This window comes from Humibacter sp. RRB41, from assembly GCF_022761015.1.
Taxonomy (GTDB): Bacteria; Actinomycetota; Actinomycetes; order Actinomycetales; family Microbacteriaceae; genus Humibacter.
The window spans coordinates 431,307-454,219 of the sequence record NZ_JAKWJQ010000001.1; the positions used below are offsets into that span (position 1 = coordinate 431,307).

Annotated in this window: 19 protein-coding genes; 12 read left to right on the forward strand and 7 right to left on the reverse strand. The window is 67.7% G+C overall.

Annotation, left to right across the window (positions count from 1 at the left end):
• The first annotated feature begins 68 nt into the window (after window positions 1–68).
• Window positions 69–905: an SDR family oxidoreductase gene (locus tag MJ603_RS02145; RefSeq protein WP_243062015.1), complete on the forward strand. Its 837-nt coding sequence runs from the start codon at window positions 69–71 to the stop codon at window positions 903–905.
• Window positions 906–984: 79 nt separating this feature from the next.
• On the opposite strand, the gene MJ603_RS02150 is transcribed toward MJ603_RS02145, so the two are convergent.
• A complete protein-coding gene (locus tag MJ603_RS02150; RefSeq protein WP_243062016.1) occupies window positions 985–1,800 on the reverse strand; it encodes an alpha/beta fold hydrolase in 816 nt (271 codons plus the stop codon).
• 62 nt (window positions 1,801–1,862) lie between these two features.
• Here MJ603_RS02150 and MJ603_RS02155 point away from each other — a divergent pair, with 62 nt between their 5' ends.
• Window positions 1,863–2,780, forward strand: coding sequence for an AEC family transporter (locus MJ603_RS02155; protein WP_243062017.1), 918 nt, complete (start codon window positions 1,863–1,865; stop codon window positions 2,778–2,780).
• 214 nt (window positions 2,781–2,994) lie between these two features.
• Here the strand turns inward: MJ603_RS02155 and MJ603_RS02160 are convergent, their stop codons facing one another.
• Window positions 2,995–3,846, reverse strand: coding sequence for an exodeoxyribonuclease III (locus MJ603_RS02160; RefSeq protein ID WP_243062018.1), 852 nt, complete (start codon window positions 3,844–3,846; stop codon window positions 2,995–2,997).
• A 119-nt stretch (window positions 3,847–3,965) separates the two neighbouring features.
• Window positions 3,966–5,678 carry an esterase-like activity of phytase family protein gene (locus tag MJ603_RS02165; RefSeq protein ID WP_243062019.1) on the reverse strand — a complete coding sequence of 571 codons (1,713 nt, stop codon included), beginning with the start codon at window positions 5,676–5,678 and terminating at the stop codon, window positions 3,966–3,968.
• 56 nt (window positions 5,679–5,734) lie between these two features.
• On the opposite strand from MJ603_RS02165, the gene MJ603_RS02170 reads away from it, so the two are divergent.
• The 3 genes from MJ603_RS02170 (at window position 5,735) to MJ603_RS02180 (ending at window position 7,819) form a co-directional block, all read left to right on the forward strand.
• The gene (locus tag MJ603_RS02170; RefSeq protein WP_243062020.1) at window positions 5,735–6,475 is read left to right on the forward strand and encodes an HAD family hydrolase; all 741 of its coding nucleotides are present in this window, start codon (window positions 5,735–5,737) and stop codon (window positions 6,473–6,475) included.
• A gap of 113 nt (window positions 6,476–6,588) precedes the next feature.
• Window positions 6,589–7,428, forward strand: a complete 840-nt coding sequence (locus MJ603_RS02175; RefSeq protein WP_243062021.1) for a phosphosulfolactate synthase — start codon at window positions 6,589–6,591, stop codon at window positions 7,426–7,428.
• On the forward strand, window positions 7,421–7,819 hold the full coding sequence (locus MJ603_RS02180; protein ID WP_243062022.1) for a VOC family protein: 399 nt from the start codon (window positions 7,421–7,423) through the stop codon (window positions 7,817–7,819). The genes MJ603_RS02175 and MJ603_RS02180 overlap by 8 nt, the downstream gene beginning before the upstream one ends.
• A 9-nt stretch (window positions 7,820–7,828) precedes the next feature.
• Here the strand turns inward: MJ603_RS02180 and MJ603_RS02185 are convergent, their stop codons facing one another.
• Window positions 7,829–9,712: a DUF2207 domain-containing protein gene (locus tag MJ603_RS02185; RefSeq protein WP_243062023.1), complete on the reverse strand. Its 1,884-nt coding sequence runs from the start codon at window positions 9,710–9,712 to the stop codon at window positions 7,829–7,831.
• Between the two features lie 84 nt (window positions 9,713–9,796).
• On the opposite strand from MJ603_RS02185, the gene pyrE reads away from it, so the two are divergent.
• The 5 genes from pyrE to MJ603_RS02210 all read left to right on the forward strand — a co-directional run bounded on the left by pyrE (window position 9,797) and on the right by MJ603_RS02210 (window position 18,865).
• Window positions 9,797–10,351 carry an orotate phosphoribosyltransferase gene (gene pyrE / locus MJ603_RS02190; protein WP_374230835.1) on the forward strand — a complete coding sequence of 185 codons (555 nt, stop codon included), beginning with the start codon at window positions 9,797–9,799 and terminating at the stop codon, window positions 10,349–10,351.
• Between the two features lie 5 nt (window positions 10,352–10,356).
• Complete coding sequence (locus MJ603_RS18705; RefSeq protein WP_243062025.1) at window positions 10,357–12,564, forward strand: septum formation family protein; 2,208 nt, start codon at window positions 10,357–10,359, stop codon at window positions 12,562–12,564.
• Window positions 12,565–12,781: 217 nt separating this feature from the next.
• Window positions 12,782–16,456 carry a hypothetical protein gene (locus tag MJ603_RS02200; RefSeq protein WP_243062026.1) on the forward strand — a complete coding sequence of 1,225 codons (3,675 nt, stop codon included), beginning with the start codon at window positions 12,782–12,784 and terminating at the stop codon, window positions 16,454–16,456.
• A 55-nt stretch (window positions 16,457–16,511) separates the two neighbouring features.
• Window positions 16,512–18,083: a phospholipase C gene (locus tag MJ603_RS02205; RefSeq protein ID WP_243062027.1), complete on the forward strand. Its 1,572-nt coding sequence runs from the start codon at window positions 16,512–16,514 to the stop codon at window positions 18,081–18,083.
• Window positions 18,080–18,865 (forward strand): alanine racemase, encoded by a 786-nt coding sequence (locus MJ603_RS02210; RefSeq protein WP_243062028.1) that lies wholly within the window; start codon window positions 18,080–18,082, stop codon window positions 18,863–18,865. The genes MJ603_RS02205 and MJ603_RS02210 overlap by 4 nt, the downstream gene beginning before the upstream one ends.
• On the opposite strand, the gene MJ603_RS02215 is transcribed toward MJ603_RS02210, so the two are convergent.
• Both MJ603_RS02215 and MJ603_RS02220 read right to left on the reverse strand, forming a co-directional pair.
• On the reverse strand, window positions 18,814–19,860 hold the full coding sequence (locus MJ603_RS02215; protein WP_243062029.1) for a hypothetical protein: 1,047 nt from the start codon (window positions 19,858–19,860) through the stop codon (window positions 18,814–18,816). The genes MJ603_RS02210 and MJ603_RS02215 overlap by 52 nt on opposite strands.
• A 153-nt stretch (window positions 19,861–20,013) precedes the next feature.
• Entirely contained in the window at window positions 20,014–20,814 is an 801-nt protein-coding gene (locus MJ603_RS02220) for an HAD-IIA family hydrolase (protein ID WP_243062030.1), read from the reverse strand.
• Between the two features lie 133 nt (window positions 20,815–20,947).
• Here MJ603_RS02220 and MJ603_RS02225 point away from each other — a divergent pair, with 133 nt between their 5' ends.
• The gene (locus MJ603_RS02225; protein WP_243062031.1) at window positions 20,948–21,640 is read left to right on the forward strand and encodes a TrmH family RNA methyltransferase; all 693 of its coding nucleotides are present in this window, start codon (window positions 20,948–20,950) and stop codon (window positions 21,638–21,640) included.
• 49 nt (window positions 21,641–21,689) lie between these two features.
• The gene (locus tag MJ603_RS02230) at window positions 21,690–22,031 is read left to right on the forward strand and encodes an SdpI family protein (RefSeq protein ID WP_243062032.1); all 342 of its coding nucleotides are present in this window, start codon (window positions 21,690–21,692) and stop codon (window positions 22,029–22,031) included.
• A 37-nt stretch (window positions 22,032–22,068) separates the two neighbouring features.
• Here MJ603_RS02230 and MJ603_RS02235 read toward each other — a convergent pair whose 3' ends face one another.
• Window positions 22,069–22,827: an SDR family oxidoreductase gene (locus MJ603_RS02235; RefSeq protein WP_243062033.1), complete on the reverse strand. Its 759-nt coding sequence runs from the start codon at window positions 22,825–22,827 to the stop codon at window positions 22,069–22,071.
• Between the last annotated feature and the right edge of the window lie 86 nt (window positions 22,828–22,913).

A 22,913-nucleotide genomic window follows, 5' to 3' on the forward strand; every position in this document is an offset into this window, starting at 1 on the left:
GAGCGCCGCTTCGCGGTGCTGCTCGACCGGGGAGGGACTCGAGCGGTGGGACCCGCGAGAATGGAGGCATGGCACGAACGGTACGAGGCGCCCGCATCCTGATCACGGGAGCGGCCAGCGGCATGGGCCGGCTCTATGCGGAACGTGCGGTGCTGGAGGGGGCGAAGTCCGTGGTCCTCTGGGACGTCGACAAGGCATCCCTCCGCACCCTCGCTGCGGCGCTGCGCACCATCGCGGAGCCCGGCACCGCCGTGCACGACTATGCGGTCGACCTGAGTGAGCTCGGCGCCATCGCGCAGACCGCGCACCGGGTGCGCAAGGATGCCGGCGATCCGGACATCCTGATCAACAATGCCGGCATCGTGCGCGGCGCGCTGTTCTGGGAGCACGACAACGGAGACGACACCCGCCGCATCATGCAGGTCAACGCGCTCGCGCCGATGTACGTGGCACGCGAGTTCTTGCCTGCGATGATCGCGGATGCCTACCGCGCCAAGCGCATCGTGAACGTCGCGTCCGCCGCCGGGCTGCTCTCGAATCCGCGCATGAGCGTGTACGCGGCGTCGAAGTGGGCCGTGATCGGCTGGAGCGACTCGCTGCGGCTCGAGCTCGAGCGTGAGGATCACGGCAACGTCAAGGTCACGACCGTCGCGCCGAGCTACATCGACACGGGCATGTTCGCGGGTGCGCGCGGCCCGCTGCTGACGCCGATCATGCGGCCGGACTATGTGGTGGACCGCGTGTGGGATGCCATGCTCGCCGGCCGTCCGCTGCTCATGCTCCCGAGGTCGGTCGCGCTCGCGAGGGCGCTGAAGGGCATGCTGCCGATCAAGGCGTGGGATGCCATCGCCGGCCCGATCTTCGGCGTCTACTCCTCGATGGACGACTTCACAGGCCGCCGCTGACGCGTCCTCGTTGGTCGAGTTCAATCGCCCGGGTCTCGATACGCGTCGCTTCGCGGCGCTACTCGACCTGCGAGGTCATCTACAGGCCGTTGCGGGCCAGCCAGGCGGTGAGCACCTCGTTGAACTCCTGCGGATGCTCCACGCTCGGCAGGTGCGCCGTGTCGCTGAAGATGTATCCATCGGCGCCGGGCACCGCGTCGACCAGGAAGGCCTGGGCCGCGAGCTCGAACGACAGGTCGTACTCACCGACCGTGGCCAACAGCGGCACGGCCAGTTCCGAGATGCGCTCGTACGCGGGCGGCTCGAGCGGAATCGAGACCGGCGCCTCAGAGCGGTGTGTCGCGTTCGGACGGTTCAGTGCGTACGCGGTCGCCACGAACTCCGGGTCGAGGTCCGCCGCCGAGCGGGTCGGTGCGATCACCCACAGTGCCGTCTCGAGTTCGGTGAGGTGCGGCCAATCCTCGTCCTCGTAGGCGTCGTCGAGAGCGTCGAATCCGGCATCCTCTTCGTCGGTCAGCTCCGTGTCGGGGAATCCACCCGGATTCGACCCGATCGTCACGAGTCCGGCGACGCGGTCCGGCGACTCGAGTGCGAGGTCGATGGCGATGCGACCGCCACGCGACGCCCCGACGACGGATGCCCGCGTCACGCCGAGATGATCCAGCACGTCGCGAGCGTCGTCGCGGTCGCTGAACTTCACGTCCTCCGTGGTCGTCCGCCCGAATCCTCGGGTGTCGAAGCGCACGACGTAGTGGTCGGCGGCGAGCACGGGCACGAGCGGATCCCACATGCGCAGCGACGCGATCCCCGCGTGGATCAGCAGAACGCACGGAGCGGATGCCCGGCCATCCGCCTCGTAGTACAGCTCAGCTCCCGGCACGCTCAGGTGAGGCATGCCCCGAGCCTACGATGCCCCCGCGGTCACGACCAGGACGTAGCGGTCCCTAGGCTTGTGGTGTGACGGGGGTGCTGATCGGGTTCGGCATCATCGCCTTCGTCATCGCCGTCGGCTATGTCATGGCGCGGTTCGGCATCGGCGGTCCATCCGCCGGGTTCGTGCTCAACCGTGTCGCCTTCTTCGTCGCGAGCCCCGCCCTTCTGTTCACCGTGTTGGTGAAGGCGGACCTGCGCGACGTGTTCTCGACGAACTTGCTCGTCGCTGGGGTGGCATCCGTCGTCGCAGGACTGACGTTCATCGTGGTCAGCAGACTGTTCTTTCCGCGGTCGATCGCCGAGACGACCATCGGCGCACTCGGCGCCGGCTACGCCAATGCCAACAACATCGGGCTACCGGTCGCGGTGTACGTGCTCGGGAGTGCGGCGCTCGTCGCGCCATTGCTGCTCATCCAGCTGATCGTCTTCGCCCCGGTCGCGCTCGCCATTCTCGAAATCGCCTCGCACGGACGATCGTCGGCGCGTGCGATGCTGCTCCAGCCGGTGCGCAATCCGATCATCCTCGCGTCTCTCATCGCCGTCGTGATCGATTTTGCCGGATGGCGCGTGCCCGAGATCGTGTTGCAGCCCCTGGAACTCCTCGGGGGTGCCGCTGTGCCGATGGTGCTGCTCGCGTTCGGCATCTCGTTGCGCGGAGCGCGACCACTTCGGGCGGCGCACGAACGGGCGCCGATCATCGCGGCATCCGTCGGCAAAGTCGTGGTGATGCCCGTGGTCGCCTTCCTACTGGGCCTGCTGCTCGGCATGCACGGGCATGCGTTGTTCTCGGTGGTCGCGCTCGCCGCGTTGCCGACGGCTCAGAACGTCTTCAACTACGCCAGTCGCTATCAACAGGGAACGGCGCTCGCTCGCGACACCGTGCTGATCACGAGCATCGCGGCGGTTCCGGCGTTGCTTGTCATCGCCTGGCTGTTCGCGTGATCGCGTAGGGCGACGATCACCGTACGACGTCCCATCATGAACGCGCCGCATACGCGCGCATGACCGCGTTGACGCCCGCCGTCATCGTTCGGCGAACGTCTGCGAGGTCGGCATCCGCCGGGTCTCTCGAAGGGTGACGTGTATCGAGATCCTCCGTGCGACGGTCTCGATACGCGAGCGGCTGCGTCGCGCGTTACTCGACCGGCGACATGCCTCAGCCGAAGATCATCGGGCGGTCTTCGTCCTCGTTCGCGCCGTTCAGCGACAGGTCGAGGTCGACCAGCACGGGCACGTGATCGCTGGGGGCGTCGCCCTTGCGCTCGTTGCGGTGGATGCTCGCGTGCGTGACGAGGTCGGCAAACGGCTGCGACCCCATGATGAAGTCGATGCGCAGACCTTCGTTGCGCGGGAACCGCAACTGCTTGTAGTCCCAGTACGTGTAGCCCTCGGGCTGATAGTGCCGCACGACGTCGGTCAGTCCGACGGTCTCGAATTCGGCGAACGCTTCGCGCTCCGGCGGCGAGATGTGCGTGGACAAGCCGGGGACGAGGCTTGGGTCCCCAACGTCGGCATCCGTCGGCGCGATGTTCCAGTCGCCCATCAGCGCGAGTGGCTGGTCGGGGTTGTCGGCGAGCCAGGCGCGGGCATCCGCCGCGAGGGTCGCGAGCCAATCGAGCTTGTAGGCGTAGTGCGGGTCGTCGAGACCGCGTCCGTTCGGCACGTAGAGGCTCCAGAGCCGCAGGCCGGCGACCGTGACACCCATGGCACGTGCCTCGAGCGGAAGGTCGGCGCCCTCCTGCCCCTTGGCGAACCCTGGCATGCCGTCGAACGAGGTCACGACGTCGTCGAGGGGAACGCGCGACGCGAACGCGACGCCATTCCACTGGTTCAGCCCGTGGATCGCCAGCTCGTATCCGGCCTCCTCGAACGCCTCACGCGGGAACTGTTCGGGCTTGCACTTGATCTCCTGCATGGCGAGCACGTCAACGTCTTCACGCACGAGCCAATCCACGGTGCGGCCCACACGGGCACGAATCGAATTGACGTTCCAGGTGGCCACACGCATTCCGCCAATCTAGCGGCTGCCACCGACAGCGATCACGGTGAAAATGGCTGGTGTTGAACGGGAGCGGGGGCTCGGCTACCCAGGTAGCCGAGCCCCCGCTCCCGCCGGGCGATCCGGCGTCAGCGAACGTGCACGGTGACCGTGACGGTCTTGAGCACGGCCGGCAACTTGGTGATGTCGACCTTCAGGATCTCGCCGTTGTCCTCTTTGCCGGTCGCTGGCAGCACCTTCTGGTGCACGCCCCAGGTGCCGTCGGCATCCGGCAACGGGCTCGCGTCGCCGTTGTCGCCGATGTAGTCGATGCCGAAGTCGTCATCGTTGGACAGGTAGAGGGTCTTGCCACCGTCTGCAGTCGCGACACCTTCGACCTTGTCGTGCCCGAAGAGCGCGCCGCTCGGGTCGAGTTGGCTGAGCAGTGTTCCCACCTGCAGGTACGGCTGCTTCTGCGCGACGTGGACGCCGGCCGTGGTGAGGGCCGCGAGGGCGGCGTTGGTGCCGTCGGTCCCGACGAACGCTTCGGGAGACTTGCCGTCGATCGTCAGGTTGCTGACATCTGTCGCGCCGTTGATGTCGACCTCGTAGAGCGTCTTCTGGGCGAACGGCTCGAAGTTTCCGTCGCGCTCGTCGACCAGGAACTTGGTGTTCGACAGGGCAGTGATCTCGCTGTTGGCGTCACCGGTGGTTGCCGGATCGTCCAGCAGGTAGAGGTACTGCTTCGTCTGGAACGTGTGGAGATTGATCGTGATGATGCGCGTCGCGGCAACCTTGCCGGCCTTGGTGCTGCCCAGATCGGGAACCTGCAGAGCAGACTGCATGGCGCCTACGAGCGTCGAGCCATCCGGCGTGATCGTCAGTCCTTCCATGCCCTTGTTGGTCAGCCGGTCGGCCAGAACGGCCGGCAGGTACCCGACGATCTTGTGGAACTTGTTGTTCGGGCTGTTCTTGTCGGGTGTCAGCCGGCCGATCTCGAACCCATTCGCATCGAAATGCGTGATGTACGGCCCGTACTCGTCCGACACCCAGAAGGTGCCGTCCGGCAGAGCCACGAGACCCTCGGAGTCGTATCCGTCCGGGTCGCTCGCCACCGGCACTCCCACCGTGCCGTGACTGTCGGCGACGCTATCGATCGTCTCCGAGGTGTCGGGTGCGGGTGGTCGACCGCTGTACGCCTGTCCGAGTTTGCCGGCGGGTCCCTTGACGTTCTTCGGCCCCTTGAGCGTGATCGTCTTCTGGAGTTCGGCTTTGCCGCTCACGAGTTTGAACTCGCCGATCTGAGGTGTGAAGTTCGGCAGCGGCTCCGACTTGTTGCCGAGCGGGTCGTCGGCGTTGGGCCCACGATCGGTGACGCCGTAGAACCAGCCCGCCCTGCCGGGGACGGGCGCCAGCGACGAACCGTATCCCTCGCCCGAGATCGAGGTGGTCGTACCGTTCGGGCCGGCGACCGCGCCCAGTGGGGGCAAGGCCTTGCCCTTCGCCGTCGCATCCTTGAACAGCTGAACTGCGTCGGACGCCGTGTAGGTGAAGGAGTCGGTGCCCGAGAAGCCGGGTTTCGGCGTGTAGGTGAACGTGCCGTCGGCGTTGATCGCGACGGTGCCGTTGGCGGGGTTCGTGCTGCGAACGACCGCGGTGGCCCCGTGGTCGTTCTGCAGAACGTTGCCGGTGACGACGCCGTGGCCGGAATAGGAGTCCGCAGACACCGCGAAGTCATGCGACGGCGCGGAAGTGAAACCCACTGCTTGTGCTGCGATGGCGCCGGTGCCGACCAACGCGACGGTGGCGCCGAGGGCCACGACGATTCGGGTGCGTTTGCGCGAGAGGGGTCTTGAGGTCATGAGCCTGAAGTTGTCGACAGTGAGTGAATATCAAGTCGAAGTGCGATGAACCGCAGATGTTCAAACAGAGAACGCTGGGCGACTTCGACCCGAACGGCTGCGTGCCCATCGAGTGCGAGGATCGAACCATGCGCCCGATTCAGGATGCCTCTACTCGTCTCGCCGACGCCGTCATCCTCGACATCGGCGAGACGGTGCTCGACCGCACGCGTGAATACGCCGCGTGGGCGCGCTTCTTCGGGGTGCCCGCGCACACGTTCTCTGCCGTGTTCGGCGCCATGATCGCGCGTGGCAGCAAGGTCGCGCAGGTGATCGAGTCCTTCGCGCTCGGTACGCCGTATGCGGAACTGCTCGAGGCTCGCCGTGCTGCCGGACTCGACGTGGGCATCGAGGAGGCCGACCTCTATTCCGACGTGAGGGAGGCGCTGGCCGAGCTCGAGGCATCCGGAATCGTGGTCGGGATCGCGGGCAACCAACCGGCGCTCACGAGCGACCGACTGCGGGCGCTCGACCTCGGGGCGGCGTTCATCGCCTCGTCGACCGATTGGGGTGTGGCGAAGCCGTCTGCCGAGTTCTTCGTTCGTGCCGCCGGTGAAGCGGGAGCGCGGCCGGAGCGCACGGTGTACGTCGGCGATCAGATAGGCAACGACGTGCTCGCACCGCAGGCGGCCGGGCTGGCGACCGTGCGCATCCGTCGTGGGCCGTGGGGCTTCATCGAGCACGACGCCGATGCAGAGAGCGGATGCCTCGCCGTCGTCGACTCGCTGCTCGAGCTACCGGCCGTGCTCACGGCCTGATCGGCCTGATCGACATGCATGGCAGGGGCATAGACTCCGCCTAGGAAACTGTCGGGCCGACCGAGAAGAGTGGGCCTTTGACGCGCTCCGCGGGGCGCGGGGAGGATCCGAAAGTGCACAGGACATCGCTCACACTGCCCGGCAGGCAGTCCAAGCCGCGTTCGCGCGGACGAACCATGATGATCGACGGCGGTATTCCGACCGCTCAGTTCATCGACATCATCGAGAGTCACAGCGGCCTCGTCGACGTGGTGAAGTTCGGCTGGGGCACAGCGCTCGTCACAGCGCAGCTGCAGCACAAGATCGACGCGGTGCTGGCAAACGACGTCGACTTCTACTTCGGAGGCACCCTCTTCGAGAAGTACGTGTCACAGGATCAGTTCGATGAGTGGCGGGCGTTCGTGGACGGCTTCGGCGCGCGAACCGTCGAGATCTCGAACGGCACGATCGCGCTGTCGAACGAGCGCAAGGCCGATTACATCGCCCGGGTCGCGGGTGAATACAAGATCTACAGCGAGGTCGGTTACAAGGAGTCGGAGCGTTCTGAGACGATGCGGCCCGAGCTCTGGGTGCGCTACATCAACGAAGACCTGGCCGCAGGCGCCGACACCGTCATCACCGAGGCGCGCGAGAGCGGCAAGAGCGGCATCGCCAGGGCGAACGGCGAGCTGCGCTTCGGACTCATCGAGGAGATTCTCGAGTCCGGCATCGACGTGAACCGTCTCATGTTCGAGACGCCGACCAAGGAGCTTCAGACCTACTTCATCAAACGGGTCGGCTCCGACGTGAACGTCGGCAACATCGCCCACTCCGACCTCGTGCCGTTGGAAACCCTGCGTCTCGGCCTGCGCAGCGACACGCTGCTCGCGCTGGATGCCGCCATCGACCCCGACTTCGGCTCTGCCGACGAACCGCACACCACCGAACTGCAAGGAGAAGACACCAATGCGTGAGCCCCGCGACGCTTTCCACCTCGCCATCCCGGCCCGCGACCTCGACGAGGCATACGACTTCTACGTGAAGGGCCTGGGCTGCAAGCTCGCGAGGCGCTACGACGACCGCATCACGCTCGACTTCTTCGGCGACCAGGTGGTCTGCCACCTCTCGGAGAACTATGACCTCGACCCGAGCATGTACCCGAGGCACTTCGGCGTCACGTTCCGTGAAGCGGATGACTGGCGTCGGCTCGTCGCGCTTGCACGCACCCGCGAGCTGGAGTTCTTCGTCGAGCCCTTCCACCGCTTCGAGGGCCGTGTCGAGGAGCACGAGTCGTTCATGCTGAAGGACCCGTCGGGCAACCTGCTGGAGTTCAAGTACTACGCAGACCCTCGCATGATGTACTGACGCGGCGGCCTACCAGCCCCCGCCGCCACCACCTCCACCTCCGCCGCCGGAGAAGCCGCCCCCGCCTGAGCCGCCGAACGAGCTCGAGCTGCCGCTCGTCGAGGCGGGAGTCGTGGCGAAGCTCGAGCTGGACATCGCGGTCGACAGGTAGGCGAGGCCCAGGAACGGCGCCGGCCCGCTGTACCAGTCCGGTGAGGACTGCCCGGTCGTCGCGTAGCGATCCTGCAGCACCTTCACCCACTGCTCTGAGACTCCGAGCACCATCGCGTACGGCAGCACCTTCTCGTACAGCTTGATGACGGCGCTCGTGTCCTGCACGTTGATGCGCTCGGCCGTCTTCGGCGATTGCAGGAACTTCAAGCGGTCGGCCTCGGCGAGCTCGATGTACTCCTTCAGGCCCGCGAGGTGGTCCCGCACCTCCGCGCCCTTGTCGGTGATGCGCAACCGGGGCGCCGAAAGTGCCATGAGCACGATCGCGAAGATCGCGGCAGCGATGTCCGGCACGGCCACCCACCAGACGCCGGCCTTGTTGATCCCTGCGAAGACGAGGTGCACGATCGGCGCGACGATCAGCAGGAACGTGAGCAGGCGCATCCAACCGGCGCCCGCCTTCTTCGGGCGTTCACGTAGACCGAGGTCGGTGACCCGTTTCGGAGCGGATGCCCGGTGCGCGGCGAGCGCGTCGCCCAGTGTGCGATCGGTCTGGTCGAGCACCCGGTGGTTGCCGACCTCGGCCGACGGGAAGAGCACGCCGAGCAGCGAGATCTCGGATTCGTCGAGAGCCGACCAGTCCGCGTTCTGTAACGTCACGTAATAGCGGGAGCTGGCCGGGGCATCCGTGGTCTCCGAGAGGGTGATGTACCCCTTCACAGCGAGTCCGACGAGCTCGGCGGAGAACGCCGTGCTGCCCCTGCGCAGGAAGTCGGCGGCGAGCATCGGCCACACGCCCTTGGGAGCGTCGTATTCGGCGATGATGATGCCGCGACCCTTGGCATCCCGGTACGGACCGGTGCGCAGAGAGATGACCCACGCGAGCACTCCGAGCAGTGGGATGAAGAAGAGCCAGGGGATGACCGTCCACTGCCATTCCTGGCTCGCGTGCGGAGGCTCGGCGAAGGCGCTGTTCGTGAAGCCGATCGCGACCGTCAGCGATTTGTATTCGGCGAGCTGCGCGACGGTCGAGGTGATGGTGTCGCCGTCGCGAGTGATCGTGCACGGCTGCGGCGCGGCATCCGTCTCCGATGCCGACGGGTAGCACGCGAGCTGGCCGTTCAGCCCGGTCGCGATGCCATCGTGCAGGCGCAGGCGTACGGATGTCTCGCCGATCGGCGAGGACCATCCGGTCCCGTTGACATCCCAGTACAGCTCGGCGTCGTTCGAGTCGGCGAAGTGGCGAACGACGTTCTTCAGCGTGTAGTGCAGCACGTAGGTCTTCGCGCCGTGCACGTAGGTGTTCTTGTCGCCGATGCGCAGCACGTGCATGTCGGAGCCGTAGCTCGAATCGTCGCTGTCGACGACGGAATAGGGCTGAGCGGCGCCGCCGGCATCCGTGATGCTCGTGACGTGCACATCGAGCGGGATGTCGTCGTTGTACGTCGGGATCGCTCGCTCGATGCCGTGGTTCGCGTCGCTGTCGGGGAACCGTACGGCGATCGTCTCGGTCACCGTCATCGACGACTGCTTGTTCGCGTCGCGATGCAGGTCGAAGACGGCGTCGAAACGGTCGACGGTGAGTGTGGAGACGGGGTCGTCCGAGTAGGCGCTGACCGCGGGGTGCGCCGAGGCGGATGTCAGCACGGGTGCCTGCGCCGCGGCCGCTGGCGCAGCCCCGATAGCGCCCAAGGCGATCAGCGTGAGCAGCCCGGCGGCAACGGATGCGATGCGATGGCGCATCGCACCAGGCTAGCGGGCGCGCAGGTCGGGGCCTCGTCTGCAAAAGCCTCGCCTGCGGATCCTCAGCCGACCCCGCATATCCTTATCACCGTGACCGACACGCGCCAACAGCTCATCGACTACATCAAGGCCGACGCCGTCTTCCACGGTGACTTCACTTTGACCAGCGGCAAGAAGGCATCCTTCTACGTCGACCTGCGCAAGGTGAGTCTTGACCACCGGGTGGCGCCGCTCATCGGGCAGGTCATGATCGACCTGATCGCGGACATTCCGAACGTGGATGCCGTCGGCGGCATGACCATGGGCGCCGACCCGATCGCGGCGGCGGTGCTGCACCAGGGTGCTGCACGCGGGCTGGCGTATGACGCGTTCGTCGTGCGCAAGGAGCCGAAGGACCACGGCCGTGGCAGGCAGGTGGAGGGTCCTGACCTGGCGGGCAAGCGGGTGATCGTGCTCGAGGACACTTCGACCACCGGCGGCTCACCGCTGCAGGCAATTGAGGCGCTGAAGAAGGTCGGAGCCGAGATCGTGGGAGTGGCCGTCGTCGTCGACCGCAACACCGGAGCGCGCGAGGTCATCGAAGAGGCCGGCCACCCCTACTACGCCGCCATCGGACTGGACGATCTGGGCCTGTCGTAGTGGCAGTGGGGTTCGGCAACGGACGCGACGGGTCCGACGAGTCCGACGACGATTTCGCATCGTTGTTCGGCGGTCTCGGCGACGACTCGGCCGAGGAATCCGACGCATCCGAGAGGTCGGAGACCGAGCGGCGACGTCGCCGTGGCGGGCGTACGGATGCCAGGGGGCCCGCGGTCCCTCCGGTCCCGCCTGTACCGCCCGCACCTCCGGTTCCACCTGCCCCCGCTGCACCTCCGGTCGCCCCGCAGGTTCCCGCGGCTCCCGAGCCGGTACTTCCGCCGGATGCCGCTGAGCCGGCGCCTGCCCCGCCCGCCGTGTCCCCGCGTCCTGCGACGCCCGCGTACGACATCCCCGAGCTGAACATGCCCGTGCGGCCTCGGCCTGAGCCCGAGCCGCGCGGACCGTCGACGTCGATCCCCAGCGAAACCGGAGGGTCGTTCTTCTGGGGGCTGACGCCGAACGATGAGCCCGATCCGCTTGTCCACGGCGATCAGGACGCGGACTCCGGCCAGGAGCCTGAACCTCCGGCCGACGTGCCGAAATCGCGCGGCCTCGTGCCGCCGAGCGTTCGGCTGGCGCCCTATGTTGCCCCGGTCTACGAGGAGCCGGCTCCCGAACCGGCACCCGCTCCCGAACCGGCATCGACGCCCGAACCCGCTGCGAGTCCCCAGGCGGCATCAGCGCCCGAGTCACAGCCGGCCGTTCAGCCAATGCCTGTTGTGCCGCCGCCTGTTGAGCCCACGCCAGTTGATGCGCCGCCAGTGGAGCCGTCGCCGTACACGCCGCCGCAGGCTCCCGGCACGGTTTCTCTGCCGTGGCTGCAGCCAGCGGATCCGACATTGCCCGAGCCGATCGACGTCGAACCGCCGACCTTCGAACCGCCACGGCCGGCCGGCGAATCGGGATCGTCGGACTTCAGGTTTCCGTGGGAGACACCTCACATCCCGGAACCCGAGACGGATGCTCCCACGTCCGCGTTCCCAGGCGCAGCGCCCGCGGCTCCCGCCGCGGAGCCTCCCGTCGAGCCGCCCGCACCGGCGGCCGAGACGACGTCGTGGTCCCTCTTCGGCAATCTCTTCGCCGACGAGCCGACATCCAAGCCCGCTCCCGTCGCGGATGTCACCGCCGCTCCGGAGTCCCCGAGCAGCCTCCAGCAGGACGAGCCCGTGCTTCCGTTCGCTGCTGGGAGTGCGCAGGCAGCCGATGCACAATCAGCCGACGGTGCGCAGCCGACCGAGAGCGGCATCCCTGATGCCGACGAGACGGCACCTCGTCACGTCGAGACGCCTCAGACCGACATCTTCGCGGCGTTCGCGGCCCTGTCGGCCGCGTCGGCGGTCCCCGGCGCGTCGGTCAGCGAGGCGGCGGCGTTCGACCTTCCCGACGACACAGTGGATGCCGCTGAAGCGGCCGCAGGCGCCTCAGCAGTCCCCGCATCCGCCGCCGCGGGCGACAAGGCTGCGGGTGCCGCCGGCGGTGCCGCTGTCACTGGCGCCTCAGCGGGCACCGTCTTTCGGCGCCGCGCCGGCGGCCGTCGCTCGGGTGTCAGCGAGGGTGCGTCGCAGGCATCCGCCGGCTCCGGTTCGGGTGCGGGTGGCTCCGGTCCGGCAGACACCGACGAGGGTGGACCGTCGCCGCGCGCCCAGCGCATCATGCTGATCGTCGCGGCCGCCCTGCTGCTGGTGCTGCTGATCATCGCGATGTTCGTCGTGGGACGTTCGGTGTCGCATCCGGTCTCGACGCCGACACCGACTCCTTCCGCGACGACCGCCACGCCGACTCCCACCCCGACCCCGACCGCGACGGTCGCCGCAACAGGCCCGGTCGCGCCCGGAAAGCACGGCTGGAACGAACTGCGCGGCGGCGAGTGCCTGCAGCCGTTCTCCACCCCGTGGGCCGACACGTTCACCGTCGTCGACTGCGCGTCTCCGCACGCGGCGCAGATGGTCTATACCGGCGCGTTCTCGACCGACCCGAAGGCCGCGTTCCCGGGGGCCGCCCAGCTCGCGTCGCAGATCAACGTGCTGTGCTCGCGGCCGGGCATCCTGAACCTGGATGCCGCTGGACAGTTCACCGACGCGCAGATCCAGGGCACGTACCCGGTCACGGACAAGCAGTGGAAGGGCGGCCAGCGGTCGTACTACTGCTTTGTGAACCGCTCGTCCGGCCAGCCGATCACGGGCAGCCTCGCAGGGCCGGGACCGCAGCAGTAGACCCGCACGGTCGTCCTTGCCGTCGCTCCTGCCGGATGCAACCCACTCCTCTGGGCGCGCCGTCGGCAGGGTCCTGATGCGACCCATTCTCGATACTCAATAACCCCCTTCCGGTCACCCGCCAGAACAGAGCCGTTCATCTGCGGCGGCCACGGTCGAACCTGTTCCCACCCCCCTTTGAAGGGTCATGCACCGCCCTGACCGGTGCTGATTCGTCATGTCCTCCGTGGAAGGCCGACCGGTGAGCGTCGAAGCGAAATCGAAATGGACAAAGCTGCGCGAGCGGATCGTGTGGCGGCGCTCCACCGTCATCACGGCCGCCGTCATCGCCGGAGCCGTCGTGCTGTCCATCGTCGGGGCGACTGTTCCCCGGGCCTTGGCCGATACGACCAGCACGCTGCAGAGCTACGACCTCACGAGCTCCTCGTATTGCGGGTCGAACACCGGGCAGGCCACGCTTGCGCTGAACAAGAACCTCGTCTCGAATCCGGACGCCACGTACTCGACGCGACGGGGCGATGTTCCCGGCGGGAGCGGAACGACCAGCGGCACCACGGTGCCGGACCCCGACGGCGTTCTGCTGCCCGACTGCTGGGCGGTGACCTCGACCATCCTCGGAAGCGATCCGGCGAACGAGATCACCAGCGTGGTGTCGTCGAGCTATCCGGGAGCGACCGGATCCACCTTCTACGGCGGCAGGAGCGCGAACGACAAGGCGCCGACGGGAACCGTCACCACGGCATCCCAGACCATCAAGCTCGACTCGCTCGGCGACGTCGCCGGTAAGACCTTCGAGCTGACCGGCTCCCTCGGCGGATACGCCAACCAGGACGACAACACCGTCATCACCGCCACCTGGGAGGACGGCTCGGGCAATTCCGTGACGGATGCCTCCGGCAGCTCGGCCGTCACCAAGCTCGGTCCCGTGATGGCCATCGACCGCGGCGACGTGTCATCCGAGGTGCCGCGCACCGCATACGGCACCGTGCCGGCCGGAGCCGAGCAGGTGGTCGTGACGATGACGTTCACCCACGGCGGGGCGGGCAACAACGACGCGAGCGCCGACAACCTCGGCCTCACGATCGGGGACTCCGCCGTGGCGCCGACCCCGCAGAACTACGACGAGACGGCGACCTGCCCGACGAAAGCGCCGGTCACCGCCGGAACCAACCTGATCTCGAACCCCGGAGCCGAGGACTACACGTTGGTCGACTACCCGTACGGCACGGGCGGCGGCGTGACGGGCTCGGGCACCGCCGACGCGCAGGTCGCCCTTCCGGACTGCTGGGTGAGCCACAGCGACCTGCCGGAACCCGACGCGGTGGTGGAGTCGTACCCCACGACGGCGAAGACGTACCCGGGTGTCGGTGGTGCACGTCTCTTCTTCGGAGGAACGGCATCCGCCACCACCGCGGGAACCGCAGGGTTCGACCCTGCTCCCGGCTTCACCAACCAGGTGCAGGGCACGACCAGCACGGCGACGCAGACGATCGACGTCGGCTCCCTGAACGCGGGAGGCCACAGCTACCAGCTTTCCGGCAAGCTCGGCGGAATCACGACGCAGGGCGACTTCGCCACCCTGTCCGCGACGTTCCTCGACGCGACGGGGAACGCGATCGGCACGGCGGCGACCAACCCGATCACCGAGCCCGAGCGAGTGGCGGATGCCGACTACCTCGCGTACCTCGGAGGCACGACGGCCGACAGCGGTCTGCTCCCCGTGCAGACGGTCGGCGCCCTTCCGGCGGGAGCGGCGAAGGTCGTGATCACACTGACGGCCACTGCCATCTCGACGGGCAATGACGACAACGGCGTTGCGGACGACCTGAACTTCACGGTTGACCCGACCTCCGGATCGGCGACCGGGCAGAGCTACGACCTGACGACGGGCACCCACGGCTCCAGCCCGAACTGCCCGGCCGCCGATGACGTGACTCCTGCACTCGACACGAACCTGATCGAGAATCCGGGTGCAGAGGACTACACGCCGGGGATCTGGATGGGCGCTCCCGGCGACGATCCGATCACACTGGCCGACTGCTGGGTGAGCTCGTCTTCGCTGCCCGCGCCAGAGGCGGTGGCGGAGTCCTACGCGCAGTCGACCTCGACGTACCCTCCTGCTCGCACCAGCTCCCGCGTCTTCTGGGGTGGAACCAACCCGAACGGCGGGATCGCCGGAGTCGCCACGAAGACGGCTCAGACCATCGATCTGAGCAACGTGGATGCCGCTGGCAAGGACTTCAAGCTGTCGGCGCTCCTAGGCGGTTACGCAACGCAAGACGACAATGCCCTCGTCGCTGTGACATTCCAGAACGCGAAGGGCGACACCCTCGGATACGCGGCGATCGGCCCCGTGAAGTCTGGCCAGAGAGGCGGAGTCTCGAGCCTTGTGCAGCAGGCCTGGTACGGCACCGTTCCGGCCGGAGCGGCGAAGGCCCTTGTGACGATCACGACGACGGCTGTCAGTTCCGGCAACGACTCGAACGGCGAGGCGGACGACCTCAGCCTGGTCATCGGCGCGAGCGCGGCCCCGAGCGGAACGATCATCGAGACTATGCCGTACACGGCGGCGAACGGCGACACCGGAACGCACGTCGATCCGGGCAGCGGCGTGGTCGTGCCGAACGTCGTGGCAGGCGCGCTCGACCGTCCGGCCGGAGTATCGGCAACGAGCGGCAGGGTCTACGTGTCGAACACGGGCGACAACGTCGTGGCCACTCTCGACGGAAACGGCAACACCACGGTGATCGCCGGCTCTCTCGAGGGTTACGGCGAGACCGGCGACGGTAAGGCGGCAACCGCCGCCACCCTGTTCCAGCCGTTCACCACGGCAGAAGACTCCCGCGGTGACATCTTCATCGCCGACAGCGGCGACAACACGGTGCGCGAGATCACCGGCGACGGCAGGATCAACCGGATCGCGGGCACAGGCCGGGCCGGCAACGGATCCATTCCCTCCTCGAAACATGGTGGCCGCGCCACGTCCACTGCACTGAACCACCCGGAGGGTCTCGCGGTCGACGCGGCAGGCGACGTGTACATCTCGGACACGTACAACAACCGCGTCGTCGAGGTCACGCCGGACGGCCGCATGCTGCAGGTCGCCGGTGGGAAGAAGTCCGGATACGCGGGAGACAAGGGCAAGGCGAGCAAGGCATCCCTCACGATGCCGACCGGTATCGCCCTCGACGCCAAGGGCAACCTCTACATCGCGGATTCCGGCAACAACGTGATCCGTCGAGTGGATGCCGTCAGCGGCGTGATCACGACGGTCGCCGGCAACCACGCGGCAGGCAAGGCGAACGACGGACGCGGAGGATTCTCCGGCGACGGCGGGCCGGCCACCTCCGCTCAGCTGAACGATCCACAGGGAGTCGCGCTCGACGGCGCGGGCGATCTGTTCATCGCGGACACGTTCAACAATGCGGTACGCGAGGTAGCCCCCGACGGAACCATCAGCACCGTGGTGAACTCCGCGGGCGCGAGCGGCGCGGCGCCTGCTGCAGGTGGTGAGAGCAGCGGATTCGCGCCGGAGAAGTCGATGCTGAACACGCCGTACGCCCTCGGCATCGACGGCTCGACCGGCACGCTCTACATCGCCGACACGAAGAACGCGAGCATCGCGCAGGTGATCGGCGGGCTCGTTCGGTCCGGTCACAGTGCGGGACCGACGGCACCGGGCAAGGCGACCGGCACGCCAAAGCCGACGCCCACCCCGACCGAGACGCCGGCACCGACTTCGACAGCACCGACGTCGACAGCACCGACCTCGACCACACCGTCGACGCCGTCCACGTCACCCACCCCGTCCATGACGCCGACCCAGACACCGTCGGGCACGTCATCCCCCACTCCGACGGGAACGAGCACGCCGGCACCGTCGGGCCGATAGCGACATCACGAGAACGGACGACAACCCCCGTGACGAACGAGAAGAAGAGACCCGAATGACCCAGACGAACAGGATCGCGAACGCCGGCATCTCGCGACGCAGATTCCTCACCGGTGCGGCGACCGTGGCGGGGGCGGCCGGTCTGGCCGGTGTTCTGCCGGCGGGCCTCGCCGCCGCTGCGACGGCCAAGCCGCAACGGTTCGACCTCAAGCAGATCAAGCACGTGGTCTACGTGATGATGGAGAACCGGTCGTTCGACCACTACTTCGGCACCTACCCAGGGGCTCGGGGGTTCAGCGACCCGAAGGCTCTGCGCCTTGCCAACGGTCGCACCGTCTTCCAGCAGCCGGATCCGGCGAACCCCGACGGATATCTCGAGCCGTACCACATGTCCACTCTGAGTACGGGTGCCGCAGCGGTGCCATCGCTCTCCCACGACTGGCGCGATCAGCACGCATCGTGGAACAACGGCGCCATGGACAGCTGGATGACGACGCACCTCGCGTCCGACGGCGACATCAACGGCTCGTTCACCATGGGCTACTACACCCGTGAGGACATCCCGTTCCACTGGGCGCTCGCCGAATCGTTCACGCTGCTGGATGCCTACCACTGCTCCGTCATGGGCCCGACGGATCCCAACCGCATCATGTGGATGACCGGAGACATCGATCCTGCCGGCAAGTTCGGCGGCCCCGTGCTCGAGACCGTCACACCGAACCCGATGACGTTCCCCACCTCGGCCGAGACGCTCTACAACGCCGGGTACACCACGAAGAACTACTTCGCGGGCACCTCGAGCGGATTCAACGTGTTCGCCTGGTTCGCGAACTTCCAGGCCCGTGGGCTCGTGCCCGACGAGCTGTACAACCCGATCATGACGGGAAGCACCCTCTTCGGCGACGGTACCCCCGGCGGCATCGGCGATCCGCTGAACCCGACCCCGGCATCCGTTCCGACGCTCGCGTTCGAGGAGGACTGCGCCAACGGCGTGCTCCCCGACGTGTCGTGGCTGCTCATGCCTGGCGCGTCGGACGAGCATCCGCCGAACCTTCCTGCTGCCGGCGCGCAGTATCTCGCATCCAAGCTCGAGGCCTTGGCGAGCAACGAGGACCTGTGGAACTCGACGGTCTTCGTGCTCAATTACGACGAGAACGACGGATTCTTCGACCACGTCGCACCGCCCGTTCCCGACCCGCAGCGGTATCCGGAGGAGTTCGTCGGCGTCGCCTCGCCGAAGGGCACCCCGGGCGGCGGCCTTCCGATCGGCGGCGGGTTCCGCGTGCCGTGCATCATCGTCTCCCCGTGGACGGTCGGCGGGCACGTGGCCCCGGAGGCATCGGATCACACGTCGGGGCTTCAGCTCATCGAATCGGTCACGGCAGCAGGCGGCCTGTCGGGACACGGTCCCGTCACGTTCGGCACGATCAGCAACTGGCGCAGAAACACCTTCGGTGACTTCACCTCGGCGCTGCGACCTGGCAAGGCCCAGCCCGCGCCCAAGAACGAGCAGTTCGACGCCAACACCGCCGCCGCCAACCTGGCGGCACAGACGGCAGCGTCCCTCCAACCGATGCCCGTTCCGCCAGGGGCCACTCAGCGCATGCCGACGCAGGGCAAGAAATGAGCGGCAGCGAGTCGGATGCCCGCGAGATCGTCGACCTGTCGGCGATCGAGCACAACGTGGCGATCCTCGCCGCAGCGACGTTCGACCGGCAGTCGCGTGCCCAGGTGATGGCGATCGTGTCTGAGGATGCCTTCGGCCACGGCCTCGTTCCGGCTGCCCGCGCGGTGCTCGCCGGCGGCGCCAGGTGGCTGGGCGCGGCACGGGTCGACGAGGCGCTCGCGCTCCGCGAGGCCGGATTCACCGAGCCGGTGTTCTCGTGGGTGTGGGATGCGCGGAACGAGGCATCCGTCGAGCTGGCGGTCGAGGCATCCGTCGACCTGTCGGTCGCCACGCACGAGCAGCTGGAGGCCGTGTGTCGGGCGAGCGTCGAGACCGAGGTGCTGGGACGGGTTCATCTCGAGGTCGACACTCGACCGGAACGTGCCGACGATGCCGAACTGCTCTGGGAGGACCTGCTGGAGGCCGCGGCGGAGGCCCAGGCGACGGCCGATGTGGAGATCGTGGGCATCTGGAGCCGACTTGCCCACGCCGACGAGAGGCTTCATCCCGACAACAACCGTCAGCTGAACGCGTACCACTCGGCCGTGAAGTCTGCGGTGCTGCACGGCATCATTCCTCAACTGCGCCACGTCGCCAACTCGGCGGCGATCCTCGGAATGCCGGGAACGCACCTCGACCTCGTTCGCGCCGGCAGGTCGGTGTACGGCATCGAGCCCGTGGCCGGGCGCGACTACGGCCTGCTGCCGGCGAAGCGGCTCGTAGCCGAGGTCGCCGTGGTCTGAGCGGCGCCTCGACCGAGGTGCCGCTTCGTGATGAGTGCGAGCACGACGAGTGCGATCAGCACGAGCACCACCTGCTCGATCACGGCGGCCGGCCCGGTCTGCACCGCGCGCAGGAGTCCGACGCCGCAGTACGTGAGGACGGCGCCCGATCCGAGGCCGACGGCATCCGGCCGCATCAGGAACGCGAACGCGACACCCGCTGCGAGCAGCACGATCATGATGACGACGGGCACCCACGGCGACACCGTGTGCGGAATCTCGAACGTCAGTTGGAACGCTGCACCGAGCACGAAGCCGACGACCGTCGAGACTGCGAACCCGGCGCAGAACCCTCGCGCGTTCCGCGTGGGGGCGGCGAGCACGTCAGCCGGCTGCAGTGCTGTTCCGCTGGCTGTCGTGCGTCCGCGCAGTGCGGTGAAGGTCACAACGACGAGCACGACGCTGACGAGAACGCTGACGACGAGCTGCGCGCCGTTGGCGACGAAGCCGCTCACGCCGACGGACGCGACGAAGATCGCAGCGCCACCGAGCACGAAGAGCGTCGCGGGAATCGCGAGCCAGCCGGCGCGCATCCACGGCTGACGGCCGAACGCCCCTTCCATCACGGCGATCGGCGATCCGATGCTCCACACCACGTGCAGCGTGAGCACGTAGATCAGCCACGGTGTTGCGGTGCCGAGCCAGGGCAGAAAGCCGTAGGCCAGCAGGTGCGATCCGGCATAGCCGGGGTTGAACAGCGACTGGGTGAGCACGCCCTCCTCGAGCACGCCGAACGCGAGGGCGAGGGTCAGGATGCCCGGCCATCCGGCCCGTGCCCGCCGCGCGAGTTCGCGGATCAGGATCGCGGCCGACCCGTAGAAGGCGGTGAACAGGATGAGCTGTGCGATCTGCTGCCCGGCCGGCGCCATGCCGCCGAGGTACTGATCGCCGAGCAGGAACTCGGCCGTCACGCCGGATGCCACGGCCAGGGACAGACTGCGCAGGAAGGTTTTCATGCGATCAGGTTCCCGCGGCGGAGCGGGCGGGCCCCACGGCATCCGTCACCCGCACTCCGTGACATTCGTCACTGCGCGGCTCGAGCGCGGCGAGCGAGGCGGTTTGCGTAGTCGACTGCGGCGCTCCCGGCGGGGACGGGCGCGCAGAACAACTCAGAACGCGTCCGTCTCCACCGGGTCGGACGAGACGAGTTGGAAGACGCCGTCGAGCACCTCGTCGGGACGGAACGGGTACTTGTCGATCTCGGCCAGGTCGCTGATGCCGGTGAGCACCAGCACGGTGTGCAGGCCGGCCTCGATGCCGGCGACGATGTCGGTGTCCATCCGGTCGCCGATCATGCCGGTGTTCTCGGAGTGCGCACCGATCTTGTTCATGGCCGAGCGGAACATCATCGGGTTCGGCTTGCCGACCACGTAGGGCTCGCGGCCGGTCGCCCTGGTGATGAGCGCGGCGATGGCGCCGGTGGCCGGGAGCGGTCCGTCGGCGCTCGGGCCGGTGGCATCCGGATTGGTCACGATGAACCGCGCCCCGCCCACGATCAGCCGGATGGCCTTCGTGATCGCCTCGAACGAGTAGTTGCGGGTCTCGCCGACCACGACGTAGTCCGGGTTGGTCTCGGTGAGAATGAAGCCGGCTTCGTGCAGCGCCGTCGTGATGCCGGCCTCACCGATGACGAAGGCGCTGCCGCCGGGCATCTGCGATTTGCAGAACGATGCGGTGGCGAGAGCGGATGTCCAGATCGCCTCTTCTGGAACGTCCAGTCCAGATGCGCGCAGCCGTGCGGCGAGGTCGCGGGGCGTGAAGATCGAGTTGTTGGTGAGCACCAGGAACGGGGTGCCGGTGTCGCGCCATTCGTCGATCAACTGAGCCGCGCCGGGCAGCGCCGAGTTCTCGTGCACGAGCACGCCGTCCATGTCGGTGAGCCAGCACTCGATCTCGTCGCGGTTCGCCATGTTCGCCCTTCGTCGTCTTCATCAAGGGTATCGGCGCAGAGAATCAGTCAGGTTTCCATCGGGTGGGCGGAGCCTGGGCGTCTTCCCTCGATCCCCTGCGTCCTCGCGACGGCCGCCGCCTAGGCTGAAAGTCGTGCCGAACGACGATCCGACTCTGACTCCGACTCCGGAGCAGTCGACGCACGGGGTCGGACCGTGGCCCGGCAGGTCGGATGCCTGGCCGCAGGACGAACGCTTCGATCCGGAGCTGCTCGCGAACGGCGACACCCGCAACGTCGTCGACCGGTTCAGGTACTGGCGCATGGAGGCGATCGTCGCGGAGCTGGATGCCGACAGGCATCCGTTCCACGTCGCCATCGAGAACTGGCAGCACGACATGAACATCGGGTCGATCGTGCGCAGCGCCAATGCGTTCCTCGCCGAGGCCGTGCACATCGTCGGCCGTCGTCGCTGGAACAAGCGCGGCGCCATGGTCACCGACCGTTACCAGCACGTCGTGCACCACGACACGATCGCCGAGCTGGTGGCGTGGGCGCGGGACGAGCGGATGCCCATCATCGCCGTCGACAACGTTCCGGGAAGCGTGCTGATCGAGACGTTCTCGCTGCCGGAGCGCTGCGTGCTCCTCTTCGGTCAGGAGGGCCCAGGCCTCTCCGACGAGGCGATCGCGGCGGCGGATGCCATCGTGGAGATCGCGCAGTTCGGCTCGACCCGCTCGATCAACGCGTCAGCCGCCGCCGCGATCGCGATGCACGCCTGGATCGTGCAGCACGCGGCGTTGCCGTCCCCTCCGCCGGCTCCGCGGATCGACACCCCAGCTCCCTGAGCGAGTGCAGTGAGTCGATGGGCGCTCTTCACTCGCGCCGAGGTGTACGGTGCCAACCGTGGTCATCGGTGCAGTGGTAGTCGCGATCCTGTCGATCGCGGTCATCGTGTTGATTCCGCTTTGCGCGGCCGGGCGCATTCCGCGCAATCCGTTCATCGGCTTACGCCTCCCGGCGTTCTTCGCCTCGGACGAAGCGTGGATGGCCGGTCATCGGGCCGCCGTGCTGCCGTCGGTCTGCGGAGCGGCCGTCGGCCTCGTGGCCGGCATCCTCATTGCAACCGTTCAGGGTCTCGCGGCCGTCTGGTTGCCGATCGGCATCGGCGCGGTACTCGCAGGCCTGATCGTGGGAGCCGTTCTCGGCATCCGCGCCGCCGAAAGCACGCAGCAGTAGGGATGAGTGTCGGACGCCGGCCCGACACGATCGCGGATCAGGCGCGTGCGGCGACCCGCTGCTCCGCGAGCCACTCGTCGAACGTCTGAGTGCCGAGGCGGGCATCGGGGCCCGGAAGGATGCTTCCATCCCGCATGCCGCGGCCCATAGCACCCGGCATGGGAAAGTCGACCACGAGCCGTCGCAACCCGTGCGCGGCCAGGTAGGCACGGACCATGCGCGTCATCTTCTCTTCGCGGGGTCCGGCGAGGTCCTTGTCGAGACCTCGTGGCTCACCGAGCGCGATCTCCGCGAGCGCGCCTCCCACCTCGGCCGCGGCGATCGGCTGAGTGCGGGCGATGGGAGCGAGCTGCAACGGACCGAACGCCGCCGACGTGGCCATCTGCGCGGCGAACTCGTGGAACTGCGTCGCACGCAGAATGGTCCAGCCCGCTGGTTGCGCCATGACGAGGTGCTCCTGCGCGACCTTGCCCGCGTAATATCCGCTGTCGGCCTTCGCCGCGCCCACGATCGAGAGGGCGACGTGATGCGGCACGCCCGCGAGCTTCTCTGCGCTGAGCAGGTTGCGCGTCACGGTCTCGAAGAACTCGATGGAGGTCTTCGCCGACTGGGAGCTGGTGGACGTCACGTCGATCACGGCGTCCACGCCCCGGATCGCCTCATCGATCCCGGTGCCCGAGACCAGGTCGACGCCTGATGCGCGGGACAGCGAGACGGCCTCGTGCCCGCCCGCGTTCAGCGAGGCGACGACGTGCTGTCCGACGGTTCCCGTACCGCCCGCCACTGCGATTCTCATGGACTCTCCCGTTCTGCGGTGAGCCCTAGGTGCTCAGCGCTGGTGATGGTGCGCTCCTACCCATATCGACTGGACAGCGTCCCGTT

Excerpts from the sequence above, each read along its gene's own strand:
- MJ603_RS02150 (WP_243062016.1), bottom strand. The coding sequence starts at position 1,800 with ATGCCTCACCTGAGCGTGCCGGGAGCTGAGCTGTACTACGAGGCGGAT.
- MJ603_RS02185 (WP_243062023.1), bottom strand. The coding sequence starts at position 9,712 with ATGCGCCATCGCATCGCATCCGTTGCCGCCGGGCTGCTCACGCTGATC.
- MJ603_RS02170 (WP_243062020.1), top strand. The coding sequence starts at position 5,735 with ATGTTCAAACAGAGAACGCTGGGCGACTTCGACCCGAACGGCTGCGTG.
- MJ603_RS02220 (WP_243062030.1), bottom strand. The coding sequence starts at position 20,814 with ATGGCGAACCGCGACGAGATCGAGTGCTGGCTCACCGACATGGACGGC.
- MJ603_RS02235 (WP_243062033.1), bottom strand. The coding sequence starts at position 22,827 with ATGAGAATCGCAGTGGCGGGCGGTACGGGAACCGTCGGACAGCACGTC.
- MJ603_RS02200 (WP_243062026.1), top strand. The coding sequence starts at position 12,782 with ATGTCCTCCGTGGAAGGCCGACCGGTGAGCGTCGAAGCGAAATCGAAA.
- MJ603_RS02215 (WP_243062029.1), bottom strand. The coding sequence starts at position 19,860 with ATGAAAACCTTCCTGCGCAGTCTGTCCCTGGCCGTGGCATCCGGCGTG.
- MJ603_RS02205 (WP_243062027.1), top strand. The coding sequence starts at position 16,512 with ATGACCCAGACGAACAGGATCGCGAACGCCGGCATCTCGCGACGCAGA.
- MJ603_RS02180 (WP_243062022.1), top strand. The coding sequence starts at position 7,421 with ATGCGTGAGCCCCGCGACGCTTTCCACCTCGCCATCCCGGCCCGCGAC.
- MJ603_RS02210 (WP_243062028.1), top strand. The coding sequence starts at position 18,080 with ATGAGCGGCAGCGAGTCGGATGCCCGCGAGATCGTCGACCTGTCGGCG.
- MJ603_RS02160 (WP_243062018.1), bottom strand. The coding sequence starts at position 3,846 with ATGCGTGTGGCCACCTGGAACGTCAATTCGATTCGTGCCCGTGTGGGC.
- MJ603_RS02165 (WP_243062019.1), bottom strand. The coding sequence starts at position 5,678 with ATGACCTCAAGACCCCTCTCGCGCAAACGCACCCGAATCGTCGTGGCC.
- MJ603_RS02145 (WP_243062015.1), top strand. The coding sequence starts at position 69 with ATGGCACGAACGGTACGAGGCGCCCGCATCCTGATCACGGGAGCGGCC.